The sequence below is a fragment of the Pedobacter namyangjuensis genome, assembly GCF_003313325.1.
In the GTDB taxonomy this organism is placed as follows: Bacteria; Bacteroidota; Bacteroidia; order Sphingobacteriales; family Sphingobacteriaceae; genus Pedobacter; species Pedobacter namyangjuensis.
In genome coordinates this window covers 727691-753661 of sequence record NZ_QMHQ01000001.1, presented here as the reverse complement: position 1 = coordinate 753661, position 25971 = coordinate 727691, and the positions used below count along the sequence as shown (strand labels likewise).

The 25971-nt window shown below is 35.3% G+C and carries 21 protein-coding genes; 1 reads left to right on the top strand and 20 read right to left on the bottom strand.

All coding sequences use genetic code 11. The annotated features are described in order from the left end of the window. Positions 1 to 88: 88 nt before the first annotated feature. The 3 genes from DUT69_RS03425 to DUT69_RS03415 are packed head-to-tail and all read right to left on the bottom strand — an operon-like array spanning position 89 to position 5877. Complete coding sequence (locus DUT69_RS03425; RefSeq protein ID WP_113651726.1) at positions 89 to 1339, bottom strand: TlpA family protein disulfide reductase; 1251 nt, start codon at positions 1337 to 1339, stop codon at positions 89 to 91. Further along, a complete protein-coding gene (locus DUT69_RS03420; RefSeq protein WP_162796160.1) occupies positions 1340 to 2689 on the bottom strand; it encodes a RagB/SusD family nutrient uptake outer membrane protein in 1350 nt (449 codons plus the stop codon). A gap of 11 nt (positions 2690 to 2700) precedes the next feature. Further along, the gene (locus DUT69_RS03415) at positions 2701 to 5877 is read right to left on the bottom strand and encodes a SusC/RagA family TonB-linked outer membrane protein (protein WP_113651724.1); all 3177 of its coding nucleotides are present in this window, start codon (positions 5875 to 5877) and stop codon (positions 2701 to 2703) included. A 1326-nt stretch (positions 5878 to 7203) separates the two neighbouring features. Here DUT69_RS03415 and DUT69_RS03405 point away from each other — a divergent pair. Then, a complete protein-coding gene (locus tag DUT69_RS03405; protein WP_162796159.1) occupies positions 7204 to 7470 on the top strand; it encodes a helix-turn-helix domain-containing protein in 267 nt (88 codons plus the stop codon). Positions 7471 to 7649: 179 nt separating this feature from the next. Here the strand turns inward: DUT69_RS03405 and DUT69_RS03400 are convergent, their stop codons facing one another. The 17 genes from DUT69_RS03400 to DUT69_RS03315 all read right to left on the bottom strand — a co-directional run bounded on the left by DUT69_RS03400 (position 7650) and on the right by DUT69_RS03315 (position 25957). After that, positions 7650 to 8561: an NAD-dependent epimerase/dehydratase family protein gene (locus tag DUT69_RS03400; protein ID WP_205314205.1), complete on the bottom strand. Its 912-nt coding sequence runs from the start codon at positions 8559 to 8561 to the stop codon at positions 7650 to 7652. Positions 8562 to 8563: 2 nt separating this feature from the next. Beyond that, entirely contained in the window at positions 8564 to 9382 is an 819-nt protein-coding gene (locus DUT69_RS03395; RefSeq protein ID WP_240186673.1) for a glycosyltransferase, read from the bottom strand. Between the two features lie 435 nt (positions 9383 to 9817). Beyond that, positions 9818 to 10708: an NAD-dependent epimerase/dehydratase family protein gene (locus DUT69_RS03390; protein ID WP_113651719.1), complete on the bottom strand. Its 891-nt coding sequence runs from the start codon at positions 10706 to 10708 to the stop codon at positions 9818 to 9820. Then, a complete protein-coding gene (locus DUT69_RS03385) occupies positions 10705 to 11520 on the bottom strand; it encodes a glycosyltransferase (RefSeq protein WP_113651718.1) in 816 nt (271 codons plus the stop codon). Before DUT69_RS03385 ends, DUT69_RS03390 begins: the two co-directional genes overlap by 4 nt. Next, entirely contained in the window at positions 11510 to 12406 is an 897-nt protein-coding gene (locus tag DUT69_RS03380; RefSeq protein WP_113651717.1) for a glycosyltransferase family 2 protein, read from the bottom strand. Before DUT69_RS03380 ends, DUT69_RS03385 begins: the two co-directional genes overlap by 11 nt. A 1249-nt stretch (positions 12407 to 13655) precedes the next feature. Continuing rightward, a complete protein-coding gene (locus DUT69_RS03370; RefSeq protein WP_113651715.1) occupies positions 13656 to 14549 on the bottom strand; it encodes a glycosyltransferase family 2 protein in 894 nt (297 codons plus the stop codon). 7 nt (positions 14550 to 14556) lie between these two features. Beyond that, entirely contained in the window at positions 14557 to 15636 is a 1080-nt protein-coding gene (locus tag DUT69_RS03365; protein WP_113651714.1) for a glycosyltransferase family protein, read from the bottom strand. Beyond that, positions 15636 to 16760 carry a non-hydrolyzing UDP-N-acetylglucosamine 2-epimerase gene (gene wecB / locus DUT69_RS03360; protein ID WP_113651713.1) on the bottom strand — a complete coding sequence of 375 codons (1125 nt, stop codon included), beginning with the start codon at positions 16758 to 16760 and terminating at the stop codon, positions 15636 to 15638. Before wecB ends, DUT69_RS03365 begins: the two co-directional genes overlap by 1 nt. Next, on the bottom strand, positions 16750 to 18183 hold the full coding sequence (locus tag DUT69_RS03355) for an oligosaccharide flippase family protein (protein ID WP_113651712.1): 1434 nt from the start codon (positions 18181 to 18183) through the stop codon (positions 16750 to 16752). The genes wecB and DUT69_RS03355 overlap by 11 nt, the downstream gene beginning before the upstream one ends. After that, positions 18180 to 18884, bottom strand: a complete 705-nt coding sequence (locus DUT69_RS03350; RefSeq protein WP_113651711.1) for a hypothetical protein — start codon at positions 18882 to 18884, stop codon at positions 18180 to 18182. Before DUT69_RS03350 ends, DUT69_RS03355 begins: the two co-directional genes overlap by 4 nt. A gap of 5 nt (positions 18885 to 18889) precedes the next feature. Then, a complete protein-coding gene (locus DUT69_RS03345) occupies positions 18890 to 19615 on the bottom strand; it encodes a glycosyltransferase family 2 protein (protein WP_205314204.1) in 726 nt (241 codons plus the stop codon). Between the two features lie 2 nt (positions 19616 to 19617). Further along, complete coding sequence (locus tag DUT69_RS03340) at positions 19618 to 19935, bottom strand: hypothetical protein (protein ID WP_113651710.1); 318 nt, start codon at positions 19933 to 19935, stop codon at positions 19618 to 19620. Further along, on the bottom strand, positions 19932 to 20663 hold the full coding sequence (locus DUT69_RS03335; RefSeq protein ID WP_113651709.1) for a glycosyltransferase family 2 protein: 732 nt from the start codon (positions 20661 to 20663) through the stop codon (positions 19932 to 19934). The genes DUT69_RS03340 and DUT69_RS03335 overlap by 4 nt, the downstream gene beginning before the upstream one ends. Continuing rightward, a complete protein-coding gene (locus DUT69_RS03330; RefSeq protein WP_113651708.1) occupies positions 20656 to 21285 on the bottom strand; it encodes an HAD family hydrolase in 630 nt (209 codons plus the stop codon). The genes DUT69_RS03335 and DUT69_RS03330 overlap by 8 nt, the downstream gene beginning before the upstream one ends. Further along, positions 21272 to 21919: a PI-PLC domain-containing protein gene (locus DUT69_RS03325; protein ID WP_113651707.1), complete on the bottom strand. Its 648-nt coding sequence runs from the start codon at positions 21917 to 21919 to the stop codon at positions 21272 to 21274. Before DUT69_RS03325 ends, DUT69_RS03330 begins: the two co-directional genes overlap by 14 nt. An 8-nt stretch (positions 21920 to 21927) precedes the next feature. After that, positions 21928 to 23034, bottom strand: a complete 1107-nt coding sequence (locus tag DUT69_RS03320) for a Wzz/FepE/Etk N-terminal domain-containing protein (RefSeq protein WP_113651706.1) — start codon at positions 23032 to 23034, stop codon at positions 21928 to 21930. Positions 23035 to 23485: 451 nt separating this feature from the next. Further along, positions 23486 to 25957: an SLBB domain-containing protein gene (locus tag DUT69_RS03315; protein ID WP_205314203.1), complete on the bottom strand. Its 2472-nt coding sequence runs from the start codon at positions 25955 to 25957 to the stop codon at positions 23486 to 23488. Positions 25958 to 25971: the final 14 nt, after the last annotated feature.

Sequence of the window (25971 nt, the reverse complement as noted above, 5' to 3'; positions counted from 1 at the left end):
GGATAATAAAATCCTACAATTAGGGTGCTGTATCTACCTCTGTAAAGTTGAAGTGTTGGCTCAGCCGCCAACACTTCTTTTTTAACCATTACTTTATTTCATCTATAGTAAGTACCTTGATATTTCTCCAAGCCTTTTCTAATTGAAAGCCATAACCAGCTAAATCCTTGTTCAACTGATTAAAATCAGTCGTGTTGCCTTTTAATACAATAGATATACTATTCTTTTGGTTTGTTTCATCTAAAACTGGTGGGTTTTCAATCCTATAATTTAAAGCTAACAACAACTCGCCTATGCTTTTATAAACAGTACCGTTCTTAGCTTTTCCTATATCCCTAGCATGCCCAGACTTGGTAATCACCCAACAAAACATTTCTTTCTCAACTACTGCACTCTTAAGTTTAAAAACCCTATCTAGCTCCGCACGTATCGATGTTCTAAATTCAGTTTTATTTAAGGCAATTGGATAAGTACTTTCATAGCAAAAAGCATTTTGCCTTATCCATTGTTCCCTATAAACCTTGTCTTTCTGGTAAAAGTATCTGGAACTATCGCCCACGTTAAGAACAAACCTATTTCTAGACGAATTAAATATTGGCTCTTCGGCCATGGCAAATCGATAAAAGTCTAAAATCGCAAAGTTGATAGCCCGAAAGTGATTTACGCCTTTTATGGTATCTGTCAGAAAACTAAAACCATGGTTAAGTTTTAAGCCTGTTATGCTCGGTGAAAGAACTGTGTAGTAACTAGCACTACCTAATGATTGTTGCCGGGGCGCTATGTTAAAAAGGTATCCATCCTTAAGTTTAGGTTTTATTTGGCTAACCGGCCAGTCTACTTTTTCATTTCTTAACACTGCCCTTATATTTTTTTCATTTACATATTGGGCTGTAGTTAGCCCTTTTACCACTCCGTTAACATCTATCCAAACTTCATAGGGTACACCTAAATGCGCAAAATGCTTCGCAAGTACAATATCCCCAACTAAATTTGGCAAAGTTATTTTTTTAGTAATATGGTTGTACTTCCAAAACGCATCAACAATACTGCGGGGTTGCTGGGTTACCAAAACAACAACCAAACTGTCTTTAAATTGTTGCTGTAGGCTCTGCAATTTCGGCATTGCGCTAATACAGCTACTACAGTAAGTAGACCAAAAGCTAAAAATGACCATTTTACCCCTAAGCGAATCTGTATTTAATTCCTTTGCGCTATCGTTATAAAAACCTGTTAATTTAGTTGGCGGAACAGTGTCTCCGATATGCAAATTGGCAAGCTGTCCGTAGCCCATTCTTGCAAGACACAAAAATAGGCTTATCAATATTACTTTTTTCATCATTTATAAAGGATTTTGAGCCATTTCGCTCTGGTTAATTATTGTGTAGGGAATTGGGAGGGTATATTTGTTACTATTTGACATTAACCTAATTGTATCACCATTAACTACACGGACCGGCTCTACTACCTGAGGTTCATCTCGCAAACGTCTAAGATCAGACCATCGTGTTCCTCTGAATAGTAGTTCTTTTCGACGTTCTCGAAGGATGATGTTTAACGCATCTTCGGCGTTGGCAGCACTAAGAGCAATGAAACTTCCAGACTTCCATCGGGTAATCAACAAGTAATTAAGCGTTTCCATAGCCAAAACATACATGCCTTGTCTGGCCAAACATTCTGCCCTTATCAGGTAGAGTTCGTCTGTTACTAAACCCCAGAATACATAACCCGAGCTGGTGCCGCTACCATCGTAATCTCCTTTAAAAGACACCGTGCCATTGGCATTAAGCTTAAAGTACATCGTTTTGCGTAAATCATCTTTATCATAACTACGATAAAGGTTACTGTCTATCTTCGCTATCGCTGGACTTAGAATTGGCGTTGTACTGGTTCTTGCATGGAAAACTACTTCTCCATTAAATCTGGCGAACGGTGCATTAGCATTGGCATTTAAGGTATTGAAATTAATGAGTCTGTTATTATACAGCAGGGCTGAATCAGCATAAAGTTGTGCTTGAGCATAGTTTTTGGTAAGCAAGTAAGTTCTTGCCAAGAGACCATATGCCATAGCTTTTGTAGGGCGTGTTTTTAAAGGCTCTTGTGCAGGTAGCAAAGGCAATGATTGTTTCAATAACTGAATAATGGTATTGTATGTTTCATGTACACTCGCTCTCGTTATCGCTTTGCTAAAATCAGCATCATATCTAAGCGACAATCCCCATGGTGCATCTGCACTAGCTTGGTAGGGCACCGCAAATAACTGAGCCAGCATATAGTAGTAAAAAGCCTGTAAGGCCATTGCTGATCCTTTCACCGCAGCAGCTTCTTGTCCTCCTTCTAGACCTAATTTCTTCCACTCATCTAACACTACATTTGTATAATAGATGCTCTTATAAACATTTGTCCATTCGCTGTTTGCCGTTTCATCTCTCTGCCAGGTGTAAAGATTTCTCATCAGCTGATTAGCCAAACCACTTAAATCAGTATTGGTTACGTAGTAGTTATCCGACATGGTTTCTACAGTAATCGGCATCCCATTGTTTATAATGCTGTAGGTGTCGAGCATTAATCTCAAGTCATGCGCCGTAGCTGGCACTGCTAGCTTTTGGTTAGGCTTTGCCTCCAGAAATTTCTCGCAAGAACTACATAGGCCAATGATGGCCAGTAAGATTATTATTGTTATATTTTTCATTATTATATCCATTAAAATTCTACTTTAACACCTAAATTATAATTTACTGTAGGTAACAGCCCATTGCTGTATTCAGGGTCTACACTTGCTTTGTTGGCGGTCCATAATAGTACGTTTAATTGATTGGCCAAGGCATAAAACTCTAATGATTTAAGTCCCCATTTTGGCGAAAGCCGATAACCCATTCTTATATCCGAAAGGCGGATATGACTGCCATTTAGAACATGTACTTCAGCGCCCCTAAAAAAAGCATCTCGTTGCTCAACCGCCGGGTAGTTTAACGAAGGAATATAGGTGTGCTGTTCATCTCCAGGATTTTGCCAACGCTTTAAATAATCTAGATGCATAGCTCCATTGGCAAACAACGGTACGTATGAAATGGTAGAACGCCTCACATAATAACCTAACCTGTAGGTGATATTTGCTGAAAGACTTATTGAGCCGATTTTAATTTCCTGTAAAAAATTGCCAAAACTAGCGGGTAAGGCTGGTCCGTGTACCTGCTGATTGACAAAAGGGTTTCTAAGCAATTGTATATAGTCTTTAGATACTTGTCCGTTAACATAGCCCTGTGGATCTCCATTATTTGGATCCAAGCCTGCCCATCTATTACTAACCAATAAATAGGGATTATAGCCAACAATAGGCGAGATACTAGAACCATCGCTCACGTAGCTATTGTTACCCACTACTTCTGCCATGTATTTTGTTACTTTATAATTTTCGTAACTGAATGAAAGATTACCCTGCCAAACAAAGTTTTTTTGCCTTATAAAACTAGCTCTTAAGATCAACTCTATGCCACTACCCTTTAAATCTGCGGAATTGGTTTTATAGGATCCCAGACCTGTGGTTGGATTTAAGGCCTGTGTGCCAATTACGTCTTTAGATTTTTTATAATAATGTTCCAAACTGCCACTCAGCCTTCCGTTCGCAAGTTCAAAATCTACCGCCAAATTAAGTGTACGAACTTCTTCCCATCTCAAGTTTGGATTTGGAGCGCCATTTACGCCCGCAAAGGCTGTATTCGTAATTTGAGCATTTGCTGGATTGTAAACCATAATGGTAAGGGCGCTTACGCTGGGATCTATGTTTCCGCTAAAGCCATAACTTGCCCTTAAGCTTAGTTGCGGCAATAAATTGCTGTGATAGAATGGTTCTTCCGATAGACGCCATTTAAAACCTGCCGACCATAAAGGTTTCCATTTTTGGTTAAAGTTTACCCCAAAAAGGTTTGAAGCGTCTTTTCTGGCACTGGCACTGAACACATACCTGTCTTTGTAAACATAGGCAACATTACCATAAATTGAGATATTTCTGTCTAACATAGCGGCCAAACCACTGCCTAGGGGAATGGTGGTGTTGGCCCCAAAAATAGTAGGGTAGTTATTTACATGGTCAACTGCAACTATATTCAGTTTATCATCATATCCATAAATCCTTGTGCTTTCGCTCTGTTGTTGCAATTGCCTGGCCTCTGCACCTATTATAGCATTTATACTGTGGTTTGCCCAAGTTTGATTTAGGTTTAGTTGGGCTCTGAACCCTTGGTTTAAGGATGTTGCATACTGCCGATCTAAAATGGAAGCTCTAGGCACCGGATAAAATACTCCCGTTGTTCTTACTTGTGCATATTGAGTCACAATCTTTCTAGTGTTGAACAAGTCTAGCCCCTGTATATCCTCTTCCGTACTATTACTTTGTTGCAATAAGTATTTCAAGTCTACATCCAATCCTTTTAACAATTTGTAATTTACACCCACCTCGCCAGAGAAAAACTGCTTTTTCTCGCCTCGATCCATAGCTTCCAGTTCTGATAACGGCCAATATTTCATATCTGGGAGCCTACCCCTACCCAATGTATCTGTAAAACCCTTACGATGGTAAAAATCTAAAGGAACTTCCTTGCCCGCTACATCAGTAAAACTGGCATAAGGATATAATTGCCTACCATTACTATTTAAAGAACCATATCCGCCTGGATTATTCTTGGTATAATGCTGGCGCACGTATGTAACATTTAGCCTTAGCAACAGCTTACTGTTAATATTAATGTTGTTATTTAGCCTAAGGCTAAGTCGACGGTTGCTATTGCCTACCATATTTGTATTGTTAGCATCGTAACCCATTGAGTAAAAATAGCTGTGCTGTTTTGCGCCACCACTTATATTTAATGCATGCTGTTGGGTTACTGTTGCAGTGTAATAATGTTTTAAATAGTCATTTCTAACATCTAAATTTTTCATTTGCTCTAATTGCGCATTTGCTTCCGTAGCAGAGATGAGACCACTACGTTGCCTAAACAGCAGTTCGTAGGCAGGCGTAAAAGCTGGTTGTAGCCTATTGGCGGTATCGGCAAAACGGTGCCCCTTGCTAAAAAGAAATTTCTCCAGCTCTATATAATCGCTACTAGGAATGATATTTACACTTGCAAGTTCTGGTTTGCCAGCCCTACTAATATTAAAGCTGTAATTTACACGGGTTGGCTGATTGGACTTTGCCATTTTGGTACTGATTACAATTACTCCGTTACCCGCTCTAGCTCCCCAGATAGAAGCAGCAGCAGCGTCTTTTAATACTACGATGTTCGCAATATCATTTGGATTTATATCGTTGATATCTCCTTCAAAAGGAAAATTATCTAACACAATCAGTGGTTTGGCAACGGCTTCGTTAAGGGTGTATAAACCCCTGATTTGTATTTTTTTTTCCTGTCGCCTATTATCGTACAAAAGCCCAGGCGCTATCCCATCTAACCTACCTAGCGGGTTCATACCCTGTTGCCTATTTAACATACTGCTATCTATTACTACAAAACTTCCCGTTGCACGCTCTTTAGGCAGTTTTTGATATCCTGTGCTAACAATTTTCACTTCCTGCAATTCGCTGGTATTAGCATAGAGTTTTATGAGTAGTGGTTCGTTTGAGGGTATCTTTAAACTCAGGTTTCTAACTCCGTAGCCTAAGTACTGCACCTGAAATTGGTACTCGCCATTTGGCAGGTTTAGCTCAAAATAACCATCGTTATCGCTAACTATTGTTTGTGCTGGTTTAACTATTTTGATAATGGCGCCTCCCAAGGGATCCTGCCCTTGGGCATCCACTACCCTACCCTTGAGTTTAACTTGCGCCCCTGCCACATAAATACAGAGTTGCATGCTTAATATGAGGTAAATATATTTTTTCATTGGTCGTTTGTTTTGGTTTGGTTATTAGAATTTTTGGGCATAGCGATGCCCTTACGATCATAAATCGTTGTTTTTTAAAATGGTATGGAATTGGTTTACTGATGATGGTTTGAATCTGTTTTGTGGCATTAGTTGCCCTTGCGCCGTCGTATCAAGGAGCGTAGTGATAACTTGCCCGGAATATCCGGGGAGATATCTTCAAGGATGTTTCAGTAACAACATCAAAAATCCGTCATGCTCAGCTTGTTCCTATAGCCATCGGAAGGGCACCATAAAGAGATATCTATCATCTCATCATTACCCCCGGGCTCAACCTTTCCTCGCTTAGCCAGCGAATGGCTCTTTCTTTTCTCTTGATAGAAAAGAAACAAAAGATCAAGGCTGGCATAATTCCCTCGCATAAAGCTAACAACAGCTTCTTTGCGTAAGAAAAAGACGTCTCCTACTTCTGTTCCCTTACACAGACGTTGCTTTCTTACTTGGTTGTAGCAACTTGGACGATATTGCAAAACTGTTTGTTGCTTTCTGCTTCGGTGATATGCTAGGCCGTCCTTCCTTGCTTAGCAATGTCATTGCTCATCCTCCGTCATTTCGAACCACAGGGAGAAATCTCCACTTTTCTTTCACCAATTAGACACAGCACCAGCTAAGCTAAAAACAATGCTATTATGAAGCATTTTTCAACTTTCACCAACTAATTAAACTCCAGAATGGTAACTCGCAACCCAAAACAGACAACAGGCAACAGACAACTCATCTAAACCATCCATTCAAATACCGCCAAAAGGCGGAAACGGAAGCCAAGCCCTATTACTATCCAGTAAGCTAAGGCTGATTATTAACCATTTTATTAACCTAAATTTAGGCTCCCGCTTATTATTTGCTATACAGGATTCTTCGGCTTTAATGCGTAAAGCCTATTAAAAGGGTAAATACTATAAAGATGATTGGGATCTGAAAAAACAAAACCTTGCAGGGTTATTGCCCTTAAAAGACAATTATTTTCACTTACATATTGGATTAGTTTTTTCATTGCTCGTATGGATTATACGAGTCTTGCTTTGGCTGCTAGCCACATAATACATGTGGGGCTACATACCACGGCTGCTTAAAGTTTCTGACGCCTTACGCTAACATGGGTTTACAGCAGCCCCACATCTATTTCGATGTACAAATATATACAACTACACATAGATATGGGCATTAATCTGCTGTCTTGCGTTAGCGGCGTCAGAAAATGCAACCACAAGACTCTTATTAATACCTTTTTATATAAATCAAATATAATAAAAAAGATATAGTAAACAAATTTGTTGACCATCTTTTTTGTTATTTATTGAGTTTGCAAGAATGAAAGATGATGTTAAATTATTTAGAAAACAGTTAGGGAAAAGAATATTAGAACTCCGGGTAAAAAAGGGATTAGAACAAACCGAATTAGCTGCAATTCTAGATGGAAAGGACAAACAGTTTATTAATAGGTATGAAAAACAAGGTGCTAATCCAACCGCTTACATTTTGGTGAACCTATCTAAAGCTTTAGATGTTAGTGTTGATGAACTTCTAGATTTCTCTAAATTTAAAGATATATAGTCAATAACAACTTCGAAATTATCTTAGAAGTTAAAATAAAATAACCTTTAACAGCGTAGTTTCATTGTTTAATATCTCTGTTGAGATTTAAAACCTTATAGGTTTAGCACCATACTTATGCTAAAAACGTATAAGATTTGTGATAAATTATTTGTGCTCGTCTCCGAAATATGATTTAGTTAGCGGCCTTTTGAATTTTTAAAAGATCGTGCAGTAAGTGCCAATCCTTGTTCGGTTGAAATCGGCAGTTCTAAATTTAGTGCTTGCTTTAATTTTTTGTTGCTTACTACGTAATTTTCAGTAAGTTTGTTTAGGCGCTCAGAATTCAAAGGCAACCTCAATGCGTCCCCAATTTTAGCTAAACTATGAATTAAACTACTAGGAATTTTCCATAGCCTGGCTTGTTTATTAACCGAATTAGCCAGTATTTTAACCACCTCGCTAGTAGACAATGTTTTATCATCTGCTACATTATAAATTCCTGATGGAATATCTTTCTGCAATAAATTAGCAATTAGAAAACACAAATTTTCAATACTTAAAAAAGAGCGTTTATTTTCGAACGATGCTAGGGGGTAAGGGATACCTTTCTGCACAAATTTATATAATAAATTTAAGTTTCCTTTATTACCAGGCCCATGAATCATACAAGGACGTAAAATGTAATAAGATTTTCCTTCAGGTAATGCCTGATTTTGAATATATTGCTCAGCCATTAATTTAGACTTACCATAATCTGTAATGGGATTAGGTATATTATCTTCCGTTAAAATTCCATCTACGACATCTGCTGATGCTTTAACTGAACTCATGAATATGAACTTCTTCGCATTCGATTTCAAAAAAGCATCGTATAATATTTTAGTTAATTCATAATTTACTTGGTAGTACTCATCAGGATCAGATATTTTTTTTAAGTCATGGGCTTTACCAGCTAGGTGTATCATAGCGTCGGCATTTTTTGGCAATAGGTATTCAATCATCAATACATCTTTCCTAGAAATGCTATTAACGACAATATTCTTATCCTCGAAATATGAAATCAGATTTCGACCAACAAAACCGCTAATACCACTGAAATATACCTCCATAATTATCTTTGAGTTTTACGTAGAAATCTATTGTAAATAAATAAAACTATTTTCGGTGGCAGCAATCTTATTGGAAATTTTAAAATTACGTACTTCAAAACTTCAATTGAAGTAAACGCATCAACTCTTTTGGCATATTTAACAAAATCCCATTCTTTTTTCAAATAATGTAAGCCACTCCTGCGCTTTATAGTCTCAATTCCAACTCCAACCCTGAAATACAATAAGACTTCCTGTAAATTGTAAAATCTGGATCCGGATTGCCATAGTTTTAAAAATAAGGAATAATCCTCAAAGAGAGGTAAGTCACCATCATAATTACCCGCTTTTAAAATACTCGCTTTTCTGAACATTATTGAGGGATGGTTAAATGGACTCCTTAACTTGATTGCTTTTATAAGTTCTTCGTGGTGTTCATGAGTATATTTAAACCTTTTTAAATCTCCGGGAACTATATTGAATTCTTCTATGTTACAACCAACTACATCATATTGCAAGTTATTTTCCAAAAAAGCAAATTGTTTTTCAAATCTGGTTGGCAATGATATGTCATCAGTATCCATTCGGGCAACTATGCTAGCCTCACATTCTAATAGTCCTTTCCGTAACGCAGAACCTAAGCCATAATTTTTATCTAGGCTCAAAACCTTTAATTGATCCTTAAATTTATTTTCATAATAACTAATTACTTCGCCTAATTTCATACCGATCGGTCCGTCTACTACTAGTACCACCTGTTTTGGCTTGACGGTTTGGTTGATCAATACACTCTGAAGCGCAGAATTTAGATTCGCGGGCGATTCTCTCTCATAGACAGACATTAGTACAGAAAAATCACGTTTTAAATTATATTTCAAAGTCATTTTATATTTTCATGCTATAAAAATTTTTAGTCTAGTCTTTTAATTTTGTTAACTCTTTTAATCTATCAAATTAAGTTTGTATGACTTTCTGTTTATTTATAGATTAAATATGCGGTGCTATCGTCTAATAAATAACAATCATATCTAGTGACTCTGTTAAATGAGTTTGAAAAGTTATAAGATTTAGTTAGAAAATCAACCGTAATGACCTAACCTCCCAAATAAATATTTCAGCTAGAGAACATAACAATTTCTTTTTCAACAACATATACTCGTTAGTTCTGAACCAAAGATTGCTCAATGTACTTACTACTAAACTCTCTAATAAAGAAACTAAAATAGTTAAATATGAGGTTTTTTAACGAATCCGATCCATTTCTTTTTAGAAGTTGACTATAAACTCAAATTATTTAAAACAGATTTAGGTTTCCAAGCTAATAATGTTCTAGCCTTTCTATCATCAAAGGTTAAATCGTTTGTAATTTTCCTCATTTTTCTGATATTTATAGGAGCCTTATTACCAAATAAAGCGCCAACAAGCGCTAAAACATTAGCGAACCATATCGGTATATTGAAAGGTTTAACTTTGTCTAACTTGGCCGCTATACTTTCAGAAATTTCAGCAAATGATGGATGATAACCGTCAGTGAGATTATAGACGCCTCCAATTTTAGCACTTGTAGGAATTATTTTCGCCACGTCTTCAGCGAATACCATACTTTTTTTTGCCTTACCACCTCCGATATTAAAATAATAGCCTTTTCTAATTGCTTTGATCATAGAGCCTAAGTTTCCTGGAGGATGTTCACCTACTAAAAGCGGTAAACGAAGTATCGTACAAATCACATTATTTTCTGTGCACCACTTTTGTATTAACCGCTCAGCTTGAATTTTACTCAATCCATATGGATCATTTGCGTCTAGCGGATGATTTTCGTCAATCATGTTACCATATTCACATCCATATACAGCTACAGTGCTGATAAAAACAAAAGCTTTTGGCAATTCATTACTATCCTCTAAGCCATTTATTAGGTTTGCTGTTCCAGTTAAATTTACATCAAAAAAAGCTTTCTTTTCTTCTATTGTTTTAGGTATTGAATGGGCTTTACCGGCACAATGTATCACCAAACTAGCCGAAGGCAGTTTAGGAATCTCTATTGCTAAGTTAGCATTTACGCTTGCACCTAGCCTAGAAACTGTTACAACTTCATGTTCATTTGCCAATTCCTTGTAGACAAATCTGCCGAGAAAGCCCGATGCTCCCGTTAGAATTATTTTCATCGCAAGATTTTTTTATAGAATACCCTTAACATAAATTTCGGCATGAGTCTAAGAGGGGCCTTAGTTATAAGTGATAGAAAGAATTGTGTATCGTTGATGAATTTCCTTTTCTTAATTTCCTTCAAAAAATTAACTTCCTTTTTTAAATATGATAATCCGTGTCGTCTACCAATCATATCATTGCCAACTCTAAAATGAAGTAAAGCATCGGATAGATTTTCTATTGTCAAGCCTTGTTCTAAGACCCTAATCCATAAGAAATAGTCCTCAAATAACGGCATATCTACATAAGAACCAACAATTGCAATTTTAGTTTTTCTAAATACAACGCTTGGATGATTTAAAGGATTTCTAAATTTAGCAAAAGTTAATATTTGGCACATATTTATGGGTAAGTGTCTGTAAAGGCCTAGATCATTGGGCATTGTATTGAATTCTTGAACAGAGCAACCTAGAACAGCAATTTCTGGATATAAAATCATGTGATTAATTTGTTTTTCAAATCGATCAATATAGCATATATCATCTGTATCCATACGGGCTACTAACTCATACCTGCAATGTTTCAAGCCTATGTTTAGTGCCCTGCCTAAGCCAATATTTGATTCTAATTTAATAATAGTTAGGTCATTAAGTTTATTTAAAAAGCTATTTACAATCGTAACCAAGCCATTTCGTAAAATACCGTCAAATACTATGACAACCTGGTCAGGCTTCAACTTTTGTATCCAAAGACTATGTAGAGCTTGTTCTAGATGACTCTCTACTTCTCCATCATACAACGACAATAAAACCGAAAACCTATTTTGCATTTGTTTTATTTAAGACTATATCGAAACCGTCCTTTATGCCAGTAAAAATGCGTGTAAATAATTTTAAATCTTTCCTCACAACTGGGTAATAAATCGCTTTAATCAAATATTTTATTAAATTATTTAGTTTCCAGTACGTAGGTACATAGCTTCTAAATGACAAAATTACATAATTTCTGTATTGATAATACAATCTAAACGATGAAGTAGTAGCTATTTTAATTCCGAGAATTTTTTTATCACCATCTCCTAAACTATGCACTAATGTTGCCCTAGGCGACAGAAACACAAAATAATTATATCGTATCGCTCTCCAACACCATTCATGATCAACTCCATCTATAAATAATCCCTCTTCAAAATTACCTATAACTTCAAAATCTTCTACACACATTAATCCCCCAGAACTAATTATTTGTTTTGTGGTATAAAAATCTAAATTTTCAATAATTATCTTTTTATTCTTTCTAAGCCTCGGTTTATAAAACTCATTAGTTTGGCTATTCAACGGCATAGGGCCAATGGTCGCAACAGCAACATTATTTTTTCTCAGGTGAATAAAATCCAGCAGTAAAGCCTCAACTAAGCCATCAACAGGTATGCTATCTTGATCAAAAAAGATAATATACTCACTCCCCCCACCTTTAACTAATTCAACACCAATATTTTGAGCCTTAGCAATTCCTACATTCTTTCTTAAAGATTTATAAACCAAATTGTCAAAATAACTAAATCGTTTTTCGATTTCTGATTTATTGTCAGTTTCACTGTTATCTACGACGAAAACCGTTGAAGTTTGCGACGAGGCGGCGTTGATAACTTTGGTTAACAATTCCCAATTTGGATTGTAAAGTACAATTACTGATGCAACTTTATTTTTGTTCATTTTTATTATAGTAAATTCTGGTAATTATTCTGTACAAATTATATATGCTTTTAACATGGTTCAATTAAATAATTCGTACACCTTTTCTCACGATCATAAATAATTAGCGAATTTAAAACTACGATAACAATAAAGTGGTTTGTGTCGAATATATATGGATTTGTGACTGAATAAATTAGGTAAATAATATATATAATAACAATATATGTTGATCTTCCCCACTTTAATGATACAATAATGGACTGGTAGAGAAGGTAACAAAAAGAAAATATTATCCCTAGTTGATTGAATAAATAAACAACTTGTAATTCATAGTAAGATAAACCACTGTAATTTCTAAACTGGGTCGTCACATCTAAAGTATTTCCAAGTCCTCTTCCTAATGTTAATGAAAAAGCATCTCTAAATAGGTCTTTTAATAGTTGTTGTGTTTGATCATATCTTGCGCCTAATGATTCATCCTTTTTATCTGCTAGAGTTGAAACGACGAAATTATATGCATACGGTAGTATGAAAATCAAACAAATCCCCAGAGCAAATAAACTTAATTGATAGTAATTCAATGATCTTTTATTTCTCAATCTTAATACCATATATAGAAAATATATGGCTATCGAAATTAGAAATGCAAAGTTGCCAGCAAGAATTATTCCAATTAAAAGAAACATTGCAACAACTAGTTTAGACTTAATTAGATCCGTTTCTACATTTAGTATAAAGGCGATTACTAGTAACGCACTACCCTTTATTTGTATTCTATAGAAAATACCGTTGTAAGTATACAAATCTCCCCAGCCTTGCTGTTGAACATAAAATCTAACTGGTAGATAATTTTCATAACCTACGAAGATATAAATGAACAATAACGCAAGAATAAGGCAGAAGCTTTGAAAAACGCACAGATAAATAAACCATTTTAATGCACGTTCACTAACTTTAACAAAGTATGCCAGTCCAATTGATATTAAAATTATAAAAAACCTCAAAGCTAACGACAGTTTGTTGTCAGTTAGAATTGATGAATAAAAAAAAGAAAAGGCTAATGGAAGAAGCAAAAGACTTATGACGATTTTGATCTCGTTTGAATTAAGCCTGTATCTATATAAGGAGAAAACTACCAATAATACTAAAGCGATATTCATTAGGGGCGATAGCATTGAGAATGGCACCTGTCGCGTGGTTATGAATACAACTATTACAAATAGAAAATCAATAACAGATTGATATTTGATTACATGCAAGAATGCCATTAATTGGTGTATTTTCTAAATGCAGCTATTTTTTTTACAATTAGAGATCTATCTCTCAGCAATATGAACTGCTCCAAAACGAGCTTTTTTTGGATAGTTAATCTTGAAAAATACATGTTTTTGAAAGATTTCGCTTGATATATGTTTTTTAATAGATAATCATCTTCCCTAAATATTAACTTTATATAAACTTCAATTTTTCTAAATATATTAATTCTTTTTTTTTCGGTAACACTTTCAGCATGGCTCCTGTAAAAGACTGTTGATAGGTTAACAGCTTTTATATTCCCAAATCCGTAAGCAATCATTGCCAGCCAATGATCATGCATTAATACAGTTTCTGGCATTAACAACATTTCCCTTTTCATATGTTTATTGAAAACCATTGTGCAACCTGTAGCAATGTTGCCGTACATACTACTTTTGAAGCTTTCTCTTTCTGGACACATTCCAAGTGATTCCCAAAATGAAATTTTAGATAAACCGCCCTGATTATCGATTATTGACAGATCTGTGTAAATTAAAGCCGGTTTATTTTCAATATCTATTTCTTTTAAAGTTTTAATGCTAATTTCCAGTTTATTAGGCTTCCAGATATCATCTTGGTCACATAATGCTGTATAAACTCCATTGCAATTACTAACTGCTAATTTAAAGGATTCAATGGCGCCTAAGTTAACCTTATTGACAATGTATCTTATAAAAGGATACTTATCATTGTAAGATTTTATTATTTCAAGCGTATCATCAACTGAACAATCATCTACAATAAATATTTCATCGGGGATTACCGTTTGTTGTAACAATGACTCCATTAACTGCCCTAAATATTTAGACCCGTTATATGTTGCTATAGCTACTGAAATTGTTTTATTATCTAAGTTTGGTTTCATAATCCATTTAATCTAAAAGTGATTTTAAATCAATCGCATTATATTCAGTTTTCATTTTTTCTGCAATAAGTTTGTTTTTAATAGATTTATTTGGCAGTAACGATGATGAAAAATCTGAATCACAAACAAATTCATATCCTAGGCTATGAAAATCCCCTATGAATGGAGTCTTTACAATTGGAATTATTCCGTATTGCAAATATTCTACCATTTTTGTCGGGCATGCAACCTTATTAACAATGACATCGTCCCGAAGAATAAAACCATAATGAGCTTTCTGATAGAATTCATAAAGCTTGTCAGGATGGACAGATTTAAGGGTATAATTAGAATGGGGCACTTCATATTTATCGAAATAAACCTTCATCTTGTCGGGTTCTCCAGTCAGTATATAATAATATATCTTTTGAGATAAATTTTGTTTTATAAGTTGCACCATATAATCTACGTTTTGCCATTTTTGGGCGTTTCCGCTGTATACTATATTTGTAACATCACTTGGTTCATCTACAAACACGTTTTGATTAAACGCTAAATTAGCTGGCAAAATCGTGTAAATCACATAATTAGTTCTTGAATTTTTATATTTCTTTTTATAAAAGTCAATCATTGCTTGAGAAACACACAGAGCAATTGTTAATCTCTTAAAGATAATAGATTCGGCTAATGAATAAATCATACCCATCAATTTCCTTCCAGTAAAGTAATTTTCTTCAGGAACAACTCCATGTATATCCAATATAATCTTCCTTTTAGGTGCTAATAATACAGGAATAATAGACGGCATTACATTTATCATAGAATGAAAATATAATGCCCGAGACCTTTTAAAAATTTTTATAATAGTGAAAAAATGGAAAAATAGGTTAACACTTAATTGAACACAATTTTCTTCTACATTAACCGTCTTTTTTTTTAAAAACTGTAAAAAAGAGATTTGTAAGTATATTCTCCTGTAACTTTTAAAGTGTTGGTCAACTGCAAGTATCCTTTGAGCCATGCCTTCTTTTTTTTCTAATTCCGTACTAGGAAAATTCGCTACGAAAACGAGTTCATTTTTTACATTGAGTGAATCATATTTCGACATTATAATTTTATGGTCAATAGGTGGTCAATAATTTGTTTACTTGTAGTACCATCACCATATGGGTTTTTGGATGAGCTAATACTTTCATAATAACTTTTATCATTTAAAAGAGTTTTCACTTCATACACGATTTTTTTTACGTCGGTACCAACCAACTTTGCAGTTCCCCCATCAACTGCCTCAGGTCTTTCAGTGGTATTTCTCATTACCAATATAGGCTTACCTAAGCTTGGTCCTTCTTCCTGGATGCCACCACTATCAGTCAATATAACGTAACTCCGATTCATCAGCCAAACAAATGCTGGATATGACAGCGGGTTAATTAGATTTATATTATCTGCATTTCCCAACATTTCAAAAACAATATTTTTAACATTCGGATTTAAGTGCACAGGATATATAACTTGTACATTTTCTAATTCGGAAACATCTTTCAACGCTATGCATATGTTTTTAAATCCTTCTCCAAAATTTTCTCTCCGATGTCCAGTCACTAGTATAATTTTTTTATTTGGATCAATAATTTTTTTAAGAAATAAAATTTCTTCATCCTCATAGTTTTTTAACTTTTCGAGAGCCAAGAATAACGCATCTATAACTGTATTACCTACTACCAGTATCTTAGTATTAGAAATGTTTTCCGTGGCTAAATTGTACTTGGATTTTTCTGTGGGTGCATAATGCCATCCTGCTATTCTACCGGTTATTTGTCTATTCATCTCCTCAGGAAACGGAGAATGGATATTATGCGTCCTTAAGCCCGCTTCAACATGGCATACTGTGACACCAGCGTAAAATCCAGCCAATGCGGTAGCTGTGGATGTAGTTGTATCTCCGTGAACAAAAATATAATCAGGATTAAAAGCTTCTATAACTGGCTTCATGCCAGTTATTACGTCAGCTGTCAAATGAAATAAATTTTGCCCAGGTTTCATAATATTAAGGTCGTAATCTGGTATAATATCAAAAAAATTCAAAACTTGATCTAACATCTCTCTATGTTGGGCAGTAACACAAACTTTAACATCAAAAGATTTTGCGTGTAGCTTAAATTCTTTTACTAGCGGCGCCATCTTTATGGCTTCTGGACGCGTACCAAAAACAATTAATACTTTACTTCTCATTTCTTTTTTTTAATTTTAGTAGTGCATAAGAAAGCACTTCTTGTTGAAACTTTGTTTTCATAATATGATTCAAAATGACGAAAATTGCCATACCCACAAGTATTTTTATAATCATATTCATACTTTGAACTGGAAAAATATCTAAATTTTGGATCACTAACATCATTATTATCGACGCGATAAATGGAGCAAAACTAACGGTTAACAGCAATTTGATGTTAATATAATTTCTGCAGAAATAATATTCTACACCCAATATTAAAAAATGAGATAATAGATTACTTACTGAAGCACCTGTGACTCCAAAAATCGGTATAAGCAAAAGATTTAATAATAAAGAAGTGATTACCATTGAAGCCATTACTATTATATATTGTCTATCTTTATTGGTTGAGATTATAATTTGATTAACCATTATATCACCCAATCCTATAAAAAATATTATAGGAGCAAGTATACGCATAGACTGTATCATACCATTAAATGACTTATCAAACAAAACATTTACTAAATTTTCAGATATAGCGATTATACCGAACACCATAGGAAATGAAAAGTAACATACAAAAGACAGAGAGAATCCAACTAGTTTTTTAATATCGCCCTCCTCCGTTTTTGACATACGCGCCACCATCAAAGGACTTAGTGAGGCAGTTAAGACGCAGAGAATCGTAATAATTTTTAAAGAATTGTCATAAATTACTAATGACTCATTATTTACAATCTTTGCTAATAAGATTTTATCAAAAGATGCATACACCAACATTAACATCGTTGGAATAAAGAATATGAAGACCTTTCCTAGTTCCTGTAAAATTTGTTGCAATTTAATTTTCCATATTTTGAAGTGATCTGAATGAATAAAACCGCACATGAGCAAATTTAGCAAGAATGTCGTGCCAAAATATATATATAGGTAAACCAATATATCCTCGCGATTCTTCACCAGAAATAGTATCCCAAGGATCATGATTACCTTTACAAATAAATTTCTAATGGTTATATTTTTAATTTTATTTTGAGATATGAAATACCATGAAAAATCAAAAATATTTGCTAACACACCTATTGATGATATAAAAAAGTAATGGTTATACTGTTCTTCAAATTTTTTTATGTAAACCAAAAAGAATGCATATGATAAGATCGATGTTATTATCTGAATGGAAAACAATAGTCTAAAGTCAGAAACTACATTTAACGAACTGGATATTTTTCTATTCCCATAATTTAATAAGCCAGCTGCACCTATTGTTATAAAAACTTGACTTATTGCAATCACGTAGCTAACATCACCCATACCAATAATTCCCAATCTTTTAGAAATTATTGGCAGAACTATAAAAGGCGTAACCAAATTTAATGCTTGAGTTAACAAGTATAAAATATAATTTGAAACAAAACTTCCCCCGCCTTTCGTCATCTGTAACGCTCACAAAATAACAAAAACTTCTCTTTATAGTTCAGTAACCGCCGGATAGGTGATGCAATAGTTGTACGTAAAAACATATCTGATCTATAAAAATTTAAGGTGACTCTTTGCTTCAACCAAAAAATCCTTACCGCATTAAGATCGAAAAACTTAGGAAATCTTTTTGTCTCTATTGGATTAAAGCCATAATACCTTTTCTGCAAACATCCTTCAGGATAAGGTAATCCAAAATCTTTAGCCTCAGACGGCTTCCAAAAATTTAGCATATTCTTAATTGATCCAGCTACAATATAATCCAGCAAATATGCTTCTTTCGAATTTTCAATATATCCTAAAAATATAAGATCAGAAGATTCGAAAAACAATTGCTTATTATTCAAATAGAATTTCTTGAAATTGCTAAATATCATATCAGACCTTATTTTAATTATATTATCCGCATGCTTTCTATTCGACAAATATTCAATTCCATAATATGATGTGCTACATTGAAGATTTAGATTCCAATAGCCTTTGGTCTCAGGCATTGATATCTGTATAACTTCAATGCCATGGGATTCAATGAAAGCAATATTTTCGGCTGGTTCTGTATCCCAGGTTACCCATAAAATATCATTAATTCCATTAAAGGCTCGTACTTGTTCACGCCAATAACATGTTGGTCCCTGAATTAGTATCGATAAATTTTCCAAGACTCTTACTTTAGCTTTAAATATTCTTCTAAGTCTTCAGGTGTACCAATGCCATGCATTTTTTCAACTGGGATGTCAAAAACGCCAATTTTTTTTCCCAGATCTATTGAATAATTATATACGGGGCAAGTATAAAACTCATTGTTAACCCTTTCATTCTCAATTATCATACGCACAGCAGAATCAACAAAATCTTTACCTTTTGAAAATAAGTAAATTCCTATTGTCGCATATGATGATATCGCCTCCTTTTCTTTTACCTCATCGACAAGGCCATCTTGTCGAATCTTTGCAAAAGACCATTTTGGGTTCAATTCTTTATCTTGAAAAGTCAATATTGACCCGTCTAAATTTCTTTCAAAGCAATCTTTAACGAAATCAGATATGTTTATATCAATGAGCTGATCAGAATTTGCGATCAATAATGGTTTATCAGTATTTATTTGCGGCATTGCAAAAAGAACTGTGCACGCGGTACCTTCAGTCAATTTATCAATTGAAATGAACTCTGCATCATAATCCGCAATTATTTTATCTACGAGCGCTTTCTCCTTTGTTAAATGATCTTTTCTACCAATCAAAATAAAATGAGCATTTTGATATTTTAGATTTTCCATCACTCTAACAATCATAGGCTGCCCATCAACGTCAATAAATGGTTTAGGCTTACTGAAACCTGCTTTCACAAAACGGCTACCTTCCCCCGCCATCGGTATCACTATGTTTATCATAATTATATAAATTTATCGTCATTAGCGCCCGGCAATTTGACTACCAACGTTTTGACATCTGTTAATGCTTTAAAATCAGTTTTATCATATGGTTCAATTACAAGGATATCACCCTCATTGTACTCTATTCCGTTCATTTCAACCTGGCCACAAACGATTACGGTATATTCAGTAGCTATTTTGTGATAATGAACACCTTCATAGTCTCCCATTTTGTATTCCTTTAGACCGACTTCCACGTCGTTAGTCTTAAAAAGGCTAGGTTCAAAATTGCCAATAAACCACCCCTTAAACATATCTTTGATCTTAAATACTTTCATATATTCTGAAAATTTCTCTCGTATTCCTGCAACATTTGAGGAGAATAAAATAAATGATATTTTTTATTATCTATCTTATAGGCAAAAACATTTTCAGCATTTAGTACATATTGGTTAACTACTGGTGAAATGAAAAACATTCCATCCAAATGAACACCTTCCTTAATCGATCTAAAAGCAGCACTAAAAAAGGCACTTGCAACTTTGAAATAATACGCTCCAGCAATTGCGTAGTTACTAATAGGATTTTTTTCTGCTGTCTGCACTACTATGCCATCTATAAGTCTTGCATATGACCATCTAGGATGTACTGAGGTAAAAGTGATCAGACCAGCAGGTGCATCTAATTTCTTCCAATATTTATAAATTTGGCCAAGTGGTTCATCAATCACTTGATCGCCATTTAATATCAAAACCTCATCCTGAGGATCTATTTTATCAACTGCGAGCATTACGCTACATAGCGCACCTTTTGTATCATTATCAATTTTGATGATTTCACAATTAGGGGCAAGTATTCTTAATGTGCTATCCAGATGGAATTTCTTTGCATCTTCCACTTTAATTATGAAAATAAAAGATTTTTCAACGTCAAGTAATAATGGGTTATTTAAAACTGTTTGGATCATAGGGATGCCTTTGACCTCTATCAAAGGTTTGGGATAGTAGTAACCTGCATTTGCGAACAGTTCTGAAGACCCGGCAAGTGGTATTATTATCTTAAGCATTTTCTATCTCCTTTATTTTATCTATTATATTATAATAATGAACATCATCAGGACTGTCGACCATTAGCACATGTGCTCCCGAATCAAGGGCAGCCCTAATACCATGTTCGTTATCTTCTACAACCAAGCATTCTTCTGGCATTAAGCCTAATCTTGAAATAGCCAAATTATATATAGCTGGATCAGGTTTTCCGTTAACTACGTCTTGATTGGATAAGAAAAAATCTAAATAATTTAAAAGTGATGATTTCTCCATCATAATCTCAACAGTTTTGGCAATTGAATTTGAGCATACTGCCAAATTGTAACCATCTTTCTTTAATCTAGAAAGGGCATACTGTTGTTGAAATACAGGTTTACAATTAGAGTATACAATTTCCATTGTATATTGTTGCTTTAAATCATTGACAAACTGATGCAAACCTACGGGGAAACCCGCAACGGCTGTTAACATCTCCAATTTCTTTTTGGTAGGTAGTCCGTCGAAAGTAGTTAAATGATCGTATCTAGTAATTTCTGCACCGAATAAGTTTAGTGCTTTATTAAGTGATTCAAAATGCCATTCCCTTGCATCTATCAAAACACCGTCCATGTCAAATATAACAGCTTTAATTTTTTTCATTGAAATATTCTCTAGCTTCTATAGGTTTATCCGTACATATCATTAGCTCTCCATTTACTAAAATTTTAGAATCTATATCCTTGTAGTCTTTCCATTCATCGAAGTAATTACGTTTATGTAATTCTGGTGAAACAATGCATACCTTCTTTCCCCTATTAAGGTGATTAGTAATAGTCTTACTATCGATCCAATGATGCTTGAACTCATCTAACCAAACCCCCATTGATTCAGAATAATATGACGGTTCCAATTCATATTCACTTTGCCTAGTGAATACATTCGCATTCTGCCGGATATAAGATAAACCATCTGGCACCGACATATCAAATACAAAATAATTATGTATTTCATATTTCCGCAAAAGAGAAACCAATTCCTGAACTAATCCATCCGATTTTATATTCAGAGCTAAGGGTAAATTCTTATTGTGTTTTTTATAAATGTCGAAAAAGTCTTCAACAAAAATATTAGCATCCTGAATATGGGGTATATCATGGCTTATAACTAATTTTCCATTTAGGTCTCTGATATCCGTTTCCGTGCCAAATCCAAGCTTGAACGATCGCTCAAAAGCCTCTTTAGTATTTTTCTCGTGCTCGGTAAGCCAATAACCTCTATGTGATAAAATGATCATACTACTTTTTAAAGATAAAAAACGCTCCTTAGCGCTCTACGTGTTGTTAGAAAAAAAACCGCCAAAAAGCCGAATAAGAATCCACCTAAGCCTATACCTTTTATTTTCCCAAAATTTTGTTTATCTAAAGGATATATTGGCTTGTCAATAATTTCAAGTAAAGGTGTATCCTTCATCAGAGCCAGTTTAGACATCTCCAAATTCTGGACTAAAGAACTCAAAATAGCTTTATTAGTCTCAGCAGAGAACTGTGCTCTTTGGGCCGGTGCAACCCTTTGAACCTGTCTGGTAGGATTTAAATTAGGTGTGGCATCTGCAATGGCTACTGCTTCATAGATCGCACCGTTCATCACTGCTCGTACAGAATCTGCTTTTTGCTGCATGATTTGAACATTTTGAAGGGATTTTTTAGTTTTAGTTTGTAAATAAAATTCATTTACATTACCAACGATAGCTTCATTGAACGCTTTTGAAAAGAATTCATCTTTGGATTTCACATCTACCTTCAAGATACTAAGCTTCTTATCTGACTTTTCGACAGTTAAACAGTTTTTATTGATTTCAGAGACGATAGAATTTAATATACTATCTCTCAGTCTGTTTGGCTTCAAACTCAGGTTTCCATTTAACAACGTGTCAGGTTTAAATGATAACTCCGCTAATTCAACTTTGTCTTTCCATTTGTTTTTAAAATCATTAAAATAAAGGTAGCGGTCTATTAAGGTTTCTTTCCTACCATTGTCAATAACCTCAGTTAACAAAGTTTGCACCACCATTCTTCTAGATTTATACAATTCAAAAATGTTATCCCCTTGAAAAATTCCACCACCACTTCCCACATCCACTCCTGCCATAGAAGCTAGGCCTGCTAGTGAACCTAAGCCCCCTCCACCTAGTTTTTCATCTTCTAAAACAAAAGTAGTTGTAGCGGTATAAATAGGTTTTTTGGTAGTTGCGTAGAAAAAACCTAAAGCTCCACCTAATAATCCAAAGGCTAGGATGATCATCCATTTAGATAAAAGGTATCGCCACCATTCTCGGATTCTCAAGATGAGGTCTTTAAGGGAGATCTCGTTGGTTTCATTATTAATATGTTGCTGACTTTCTGTTGTCATGTTCGTTTGTCGTTGTTCGTCTTTCGTTCGTTATTCGTCTTTCATTATGCTTTATACTCCTGGAACTGTCCCAAGGTGCCGGCCAGAAAGAACGGCGAGCCATGCGTTGGCTAGGAGCAAGGAAGCATCGTTCTTTCTTGATCTTTTGTTTCTTTTCTATCAAGAGAAAAGAAAGAGCCTCCCACCGGCGATGAGGTGGGGCAAGCATCAGCATAAGCCAGTTTTTCTTTCCTCAAATATATTTTCTTTTCGTTTTAGCCACCCAGCTTTATACTTCCGTTCGCCTGCATACCGCAGGCAGGCAATGACGTATTTCTACTTTCCTCCCCCTCCCTAAGCGCTTCCTCTCCCACCCCCGTCCAGAGAGGGAAAGGTAATGTTCCTTTGGAAGAGATTGCTTCACGCTCTCACACATTACAACACTTCAGTTCGCAATGACGAATTGTAGGGTCTATCTTAGCAAACTCACCACTATAGCGCCTAAAGAAGCTAAAGCAGTTCCTATCCCAATCCAAGCTTGAGGTGAGATCTTTTCACGATCTGCTCTTTTTGGAACTAAAATTTCCGAACCTGGTTTTATTTTAGGATAACTTCTAAAAAACAAAAAGCTACTTACTGCAGCAGCAGAACCATTTGGATAAATAACATATACATTGCCTTTTCTTGCATTAGTTGTAAAACCACCCGCTCCGTTTACGTATTGTTTTAAACCTTTAGCAGGCAAGTAAACGATACTATTCGGATTTAATACTTCTCCGCTAACCTTAACTGTTTGCAATTGTTTAGGTACGCGGATGATGTCGCCATCTTCTACCAAAATATCAAATTTAGATTGTGGTTTGTCTAAAATCTTCACCAAGTTGATACCCACTAAATCGCTTTGGATTAGTTTCTGTTCAATATCTACCGCTACGGTGTCTTTTACGCCAGCTTCTTGCGCACGTTTTAGTCCTAAAAGTTTTTTATCATCTTCGTCCTTCGTATTAATCGCATTTTTATCATTTGGATTAACTACTTCTGCACCTGGGCGTTTTAATGAGGCACCGTCTGCATACGCATAAGCCGTTAAACCACCTGCACGTTTAATCAAATCTGAGATACGTTCATCTTTGTTAGCGATGGTATATAAACCTGGGTATAGAACCTCTCCCTCTAATTTCACTTGTCTTTGCACGGTGTAACTTTCCGAGCTTCTAACCGAGATAATATCAAAGGGTTGAATGGTGAAGGTATCTGTAGTCAACTTCAAATCACGATCTACGTTTAAGGTAAATAGCGTAGCCGTTTGCGCTTTTTTAGAAGTGGGATCCGCATTTCTAACCCGTCTGGCTACTTCTATACGATTTGGCGTTGCGCCTTCCTTAAAGCCACCTGCCATTTGGATCAGATCTTCCAATTTTAGATTATCTGCATATTGGAAAGAACCTGGTGCCCTTACTTCTCCTTGGATACTTACGGTGTATTCTTCCCTTAAATCAAAAATTGAACTAATCGTTACTTTGTCTTCTCTTAATAAAGTGATATCAGCCTCGGTACCAGCGAATATTTTAGCCACATCAAAGGATATTAGGCTTGCCGTTTGATCTGGGTTTAATCGATTGATATAACCTCGGTTTAAAAAAGCATCTTCCGTTAATCCATCAGCCTTGGTAATTAAACCTTTAAGGGTTAATCCTCTTTCCAATTCGTAAACCCCTGGTCTAAATACAGATCCTGTAATCTCAACCCTGTTTTCGAAACGTTCTAAGATAGCTTCAACTATAAATTTATCTCCGTTCTGCGGGTTATAGGTATTAAACTCGCTGTCTGCTATATCGGAGATCCTACGTTCTTTGGATGTATTTTGGAAAACCTTAATTTTTGCAGTATAGGCTTCTGTGGTAAAACCAGATGCAAAATTAATTACATCCCTTAAGGTTTCGCCTTTAACAACCTCGAAAAAAGCTGGGTTTTTAACTTCACCTGTAACTTCTACTCTTTTATCAAAAGTAGGGATATTGATTACATCCTGATCCTGTAAACGGATGTTATTCGTCTGTAAACCACGCAAAATATAGTCGTAAACATCTAAAGTAGCAATTACTCGGTTTCCTCTAATAACCTGGATATTACGGAATGAACCATTTGCCGACGGCCCGCCTGCAGCATTTAATGCGTTATATACACTCGATAAAGAAGAAAGGGTATAGGTACCTGTTTTCGTTGCCTGACCAGTAATGGTAACCTTTATACTTCTGATATTACCTAAGTTGATTGCTAAGCTGGTTCTACCAGATGCTAATCCCGGATAGGTTCTAGCCATTGCTGATCTGATTTTTGCGCTGGCTTGTTCGATGGTCAAACCACCAACCACTACCCTACCTACATAGGGTAAAGAGATTACGCCTTCTGTGCTTACCGCTAAATTATAGTTAACCTCGTTATCGCCTGTAAGATCAATGATTAGTTTATCATCCGGACCAACCACATAATTTCTTGGCGTGGCGATACGAAGATTTGGTTCGAAGGTAATATTTCCATTTTTGAAAAGCTCCGATCCGAAGATCTTTGGGCCTTTTTCTTCTTCGTCGGTTCTTTTTTCGTTAGTTAAACTTCCACCCTGCGTAGTTTCGCTCATTTCCCTGCCAGTAGAAAGAGGCTTGTCTGTTGTTTGCGCAGCACCACCTTGAGCTTTCAGCTTCTCGGCACGTAGTTTAAATTTCTGTACTTCCTCGGCTTTCATACCACGGGCAAGTGCCATTTGCTCTAACTGTTGCGGGCTGGTAAAACCCATCGCCTCTGCGTCTTTAATTACTTTCAACACCTGCGCATCCGATAGTTCGTCCACTTTAACATTTGCGAAGTTCTGCTGTGCCATAACCGCTACCGGTACAGCAAAGCTGATAAGTATTAATATTAAAAATTGCAGTAAGTGGTTTTTCATAAATATTTTTGTCA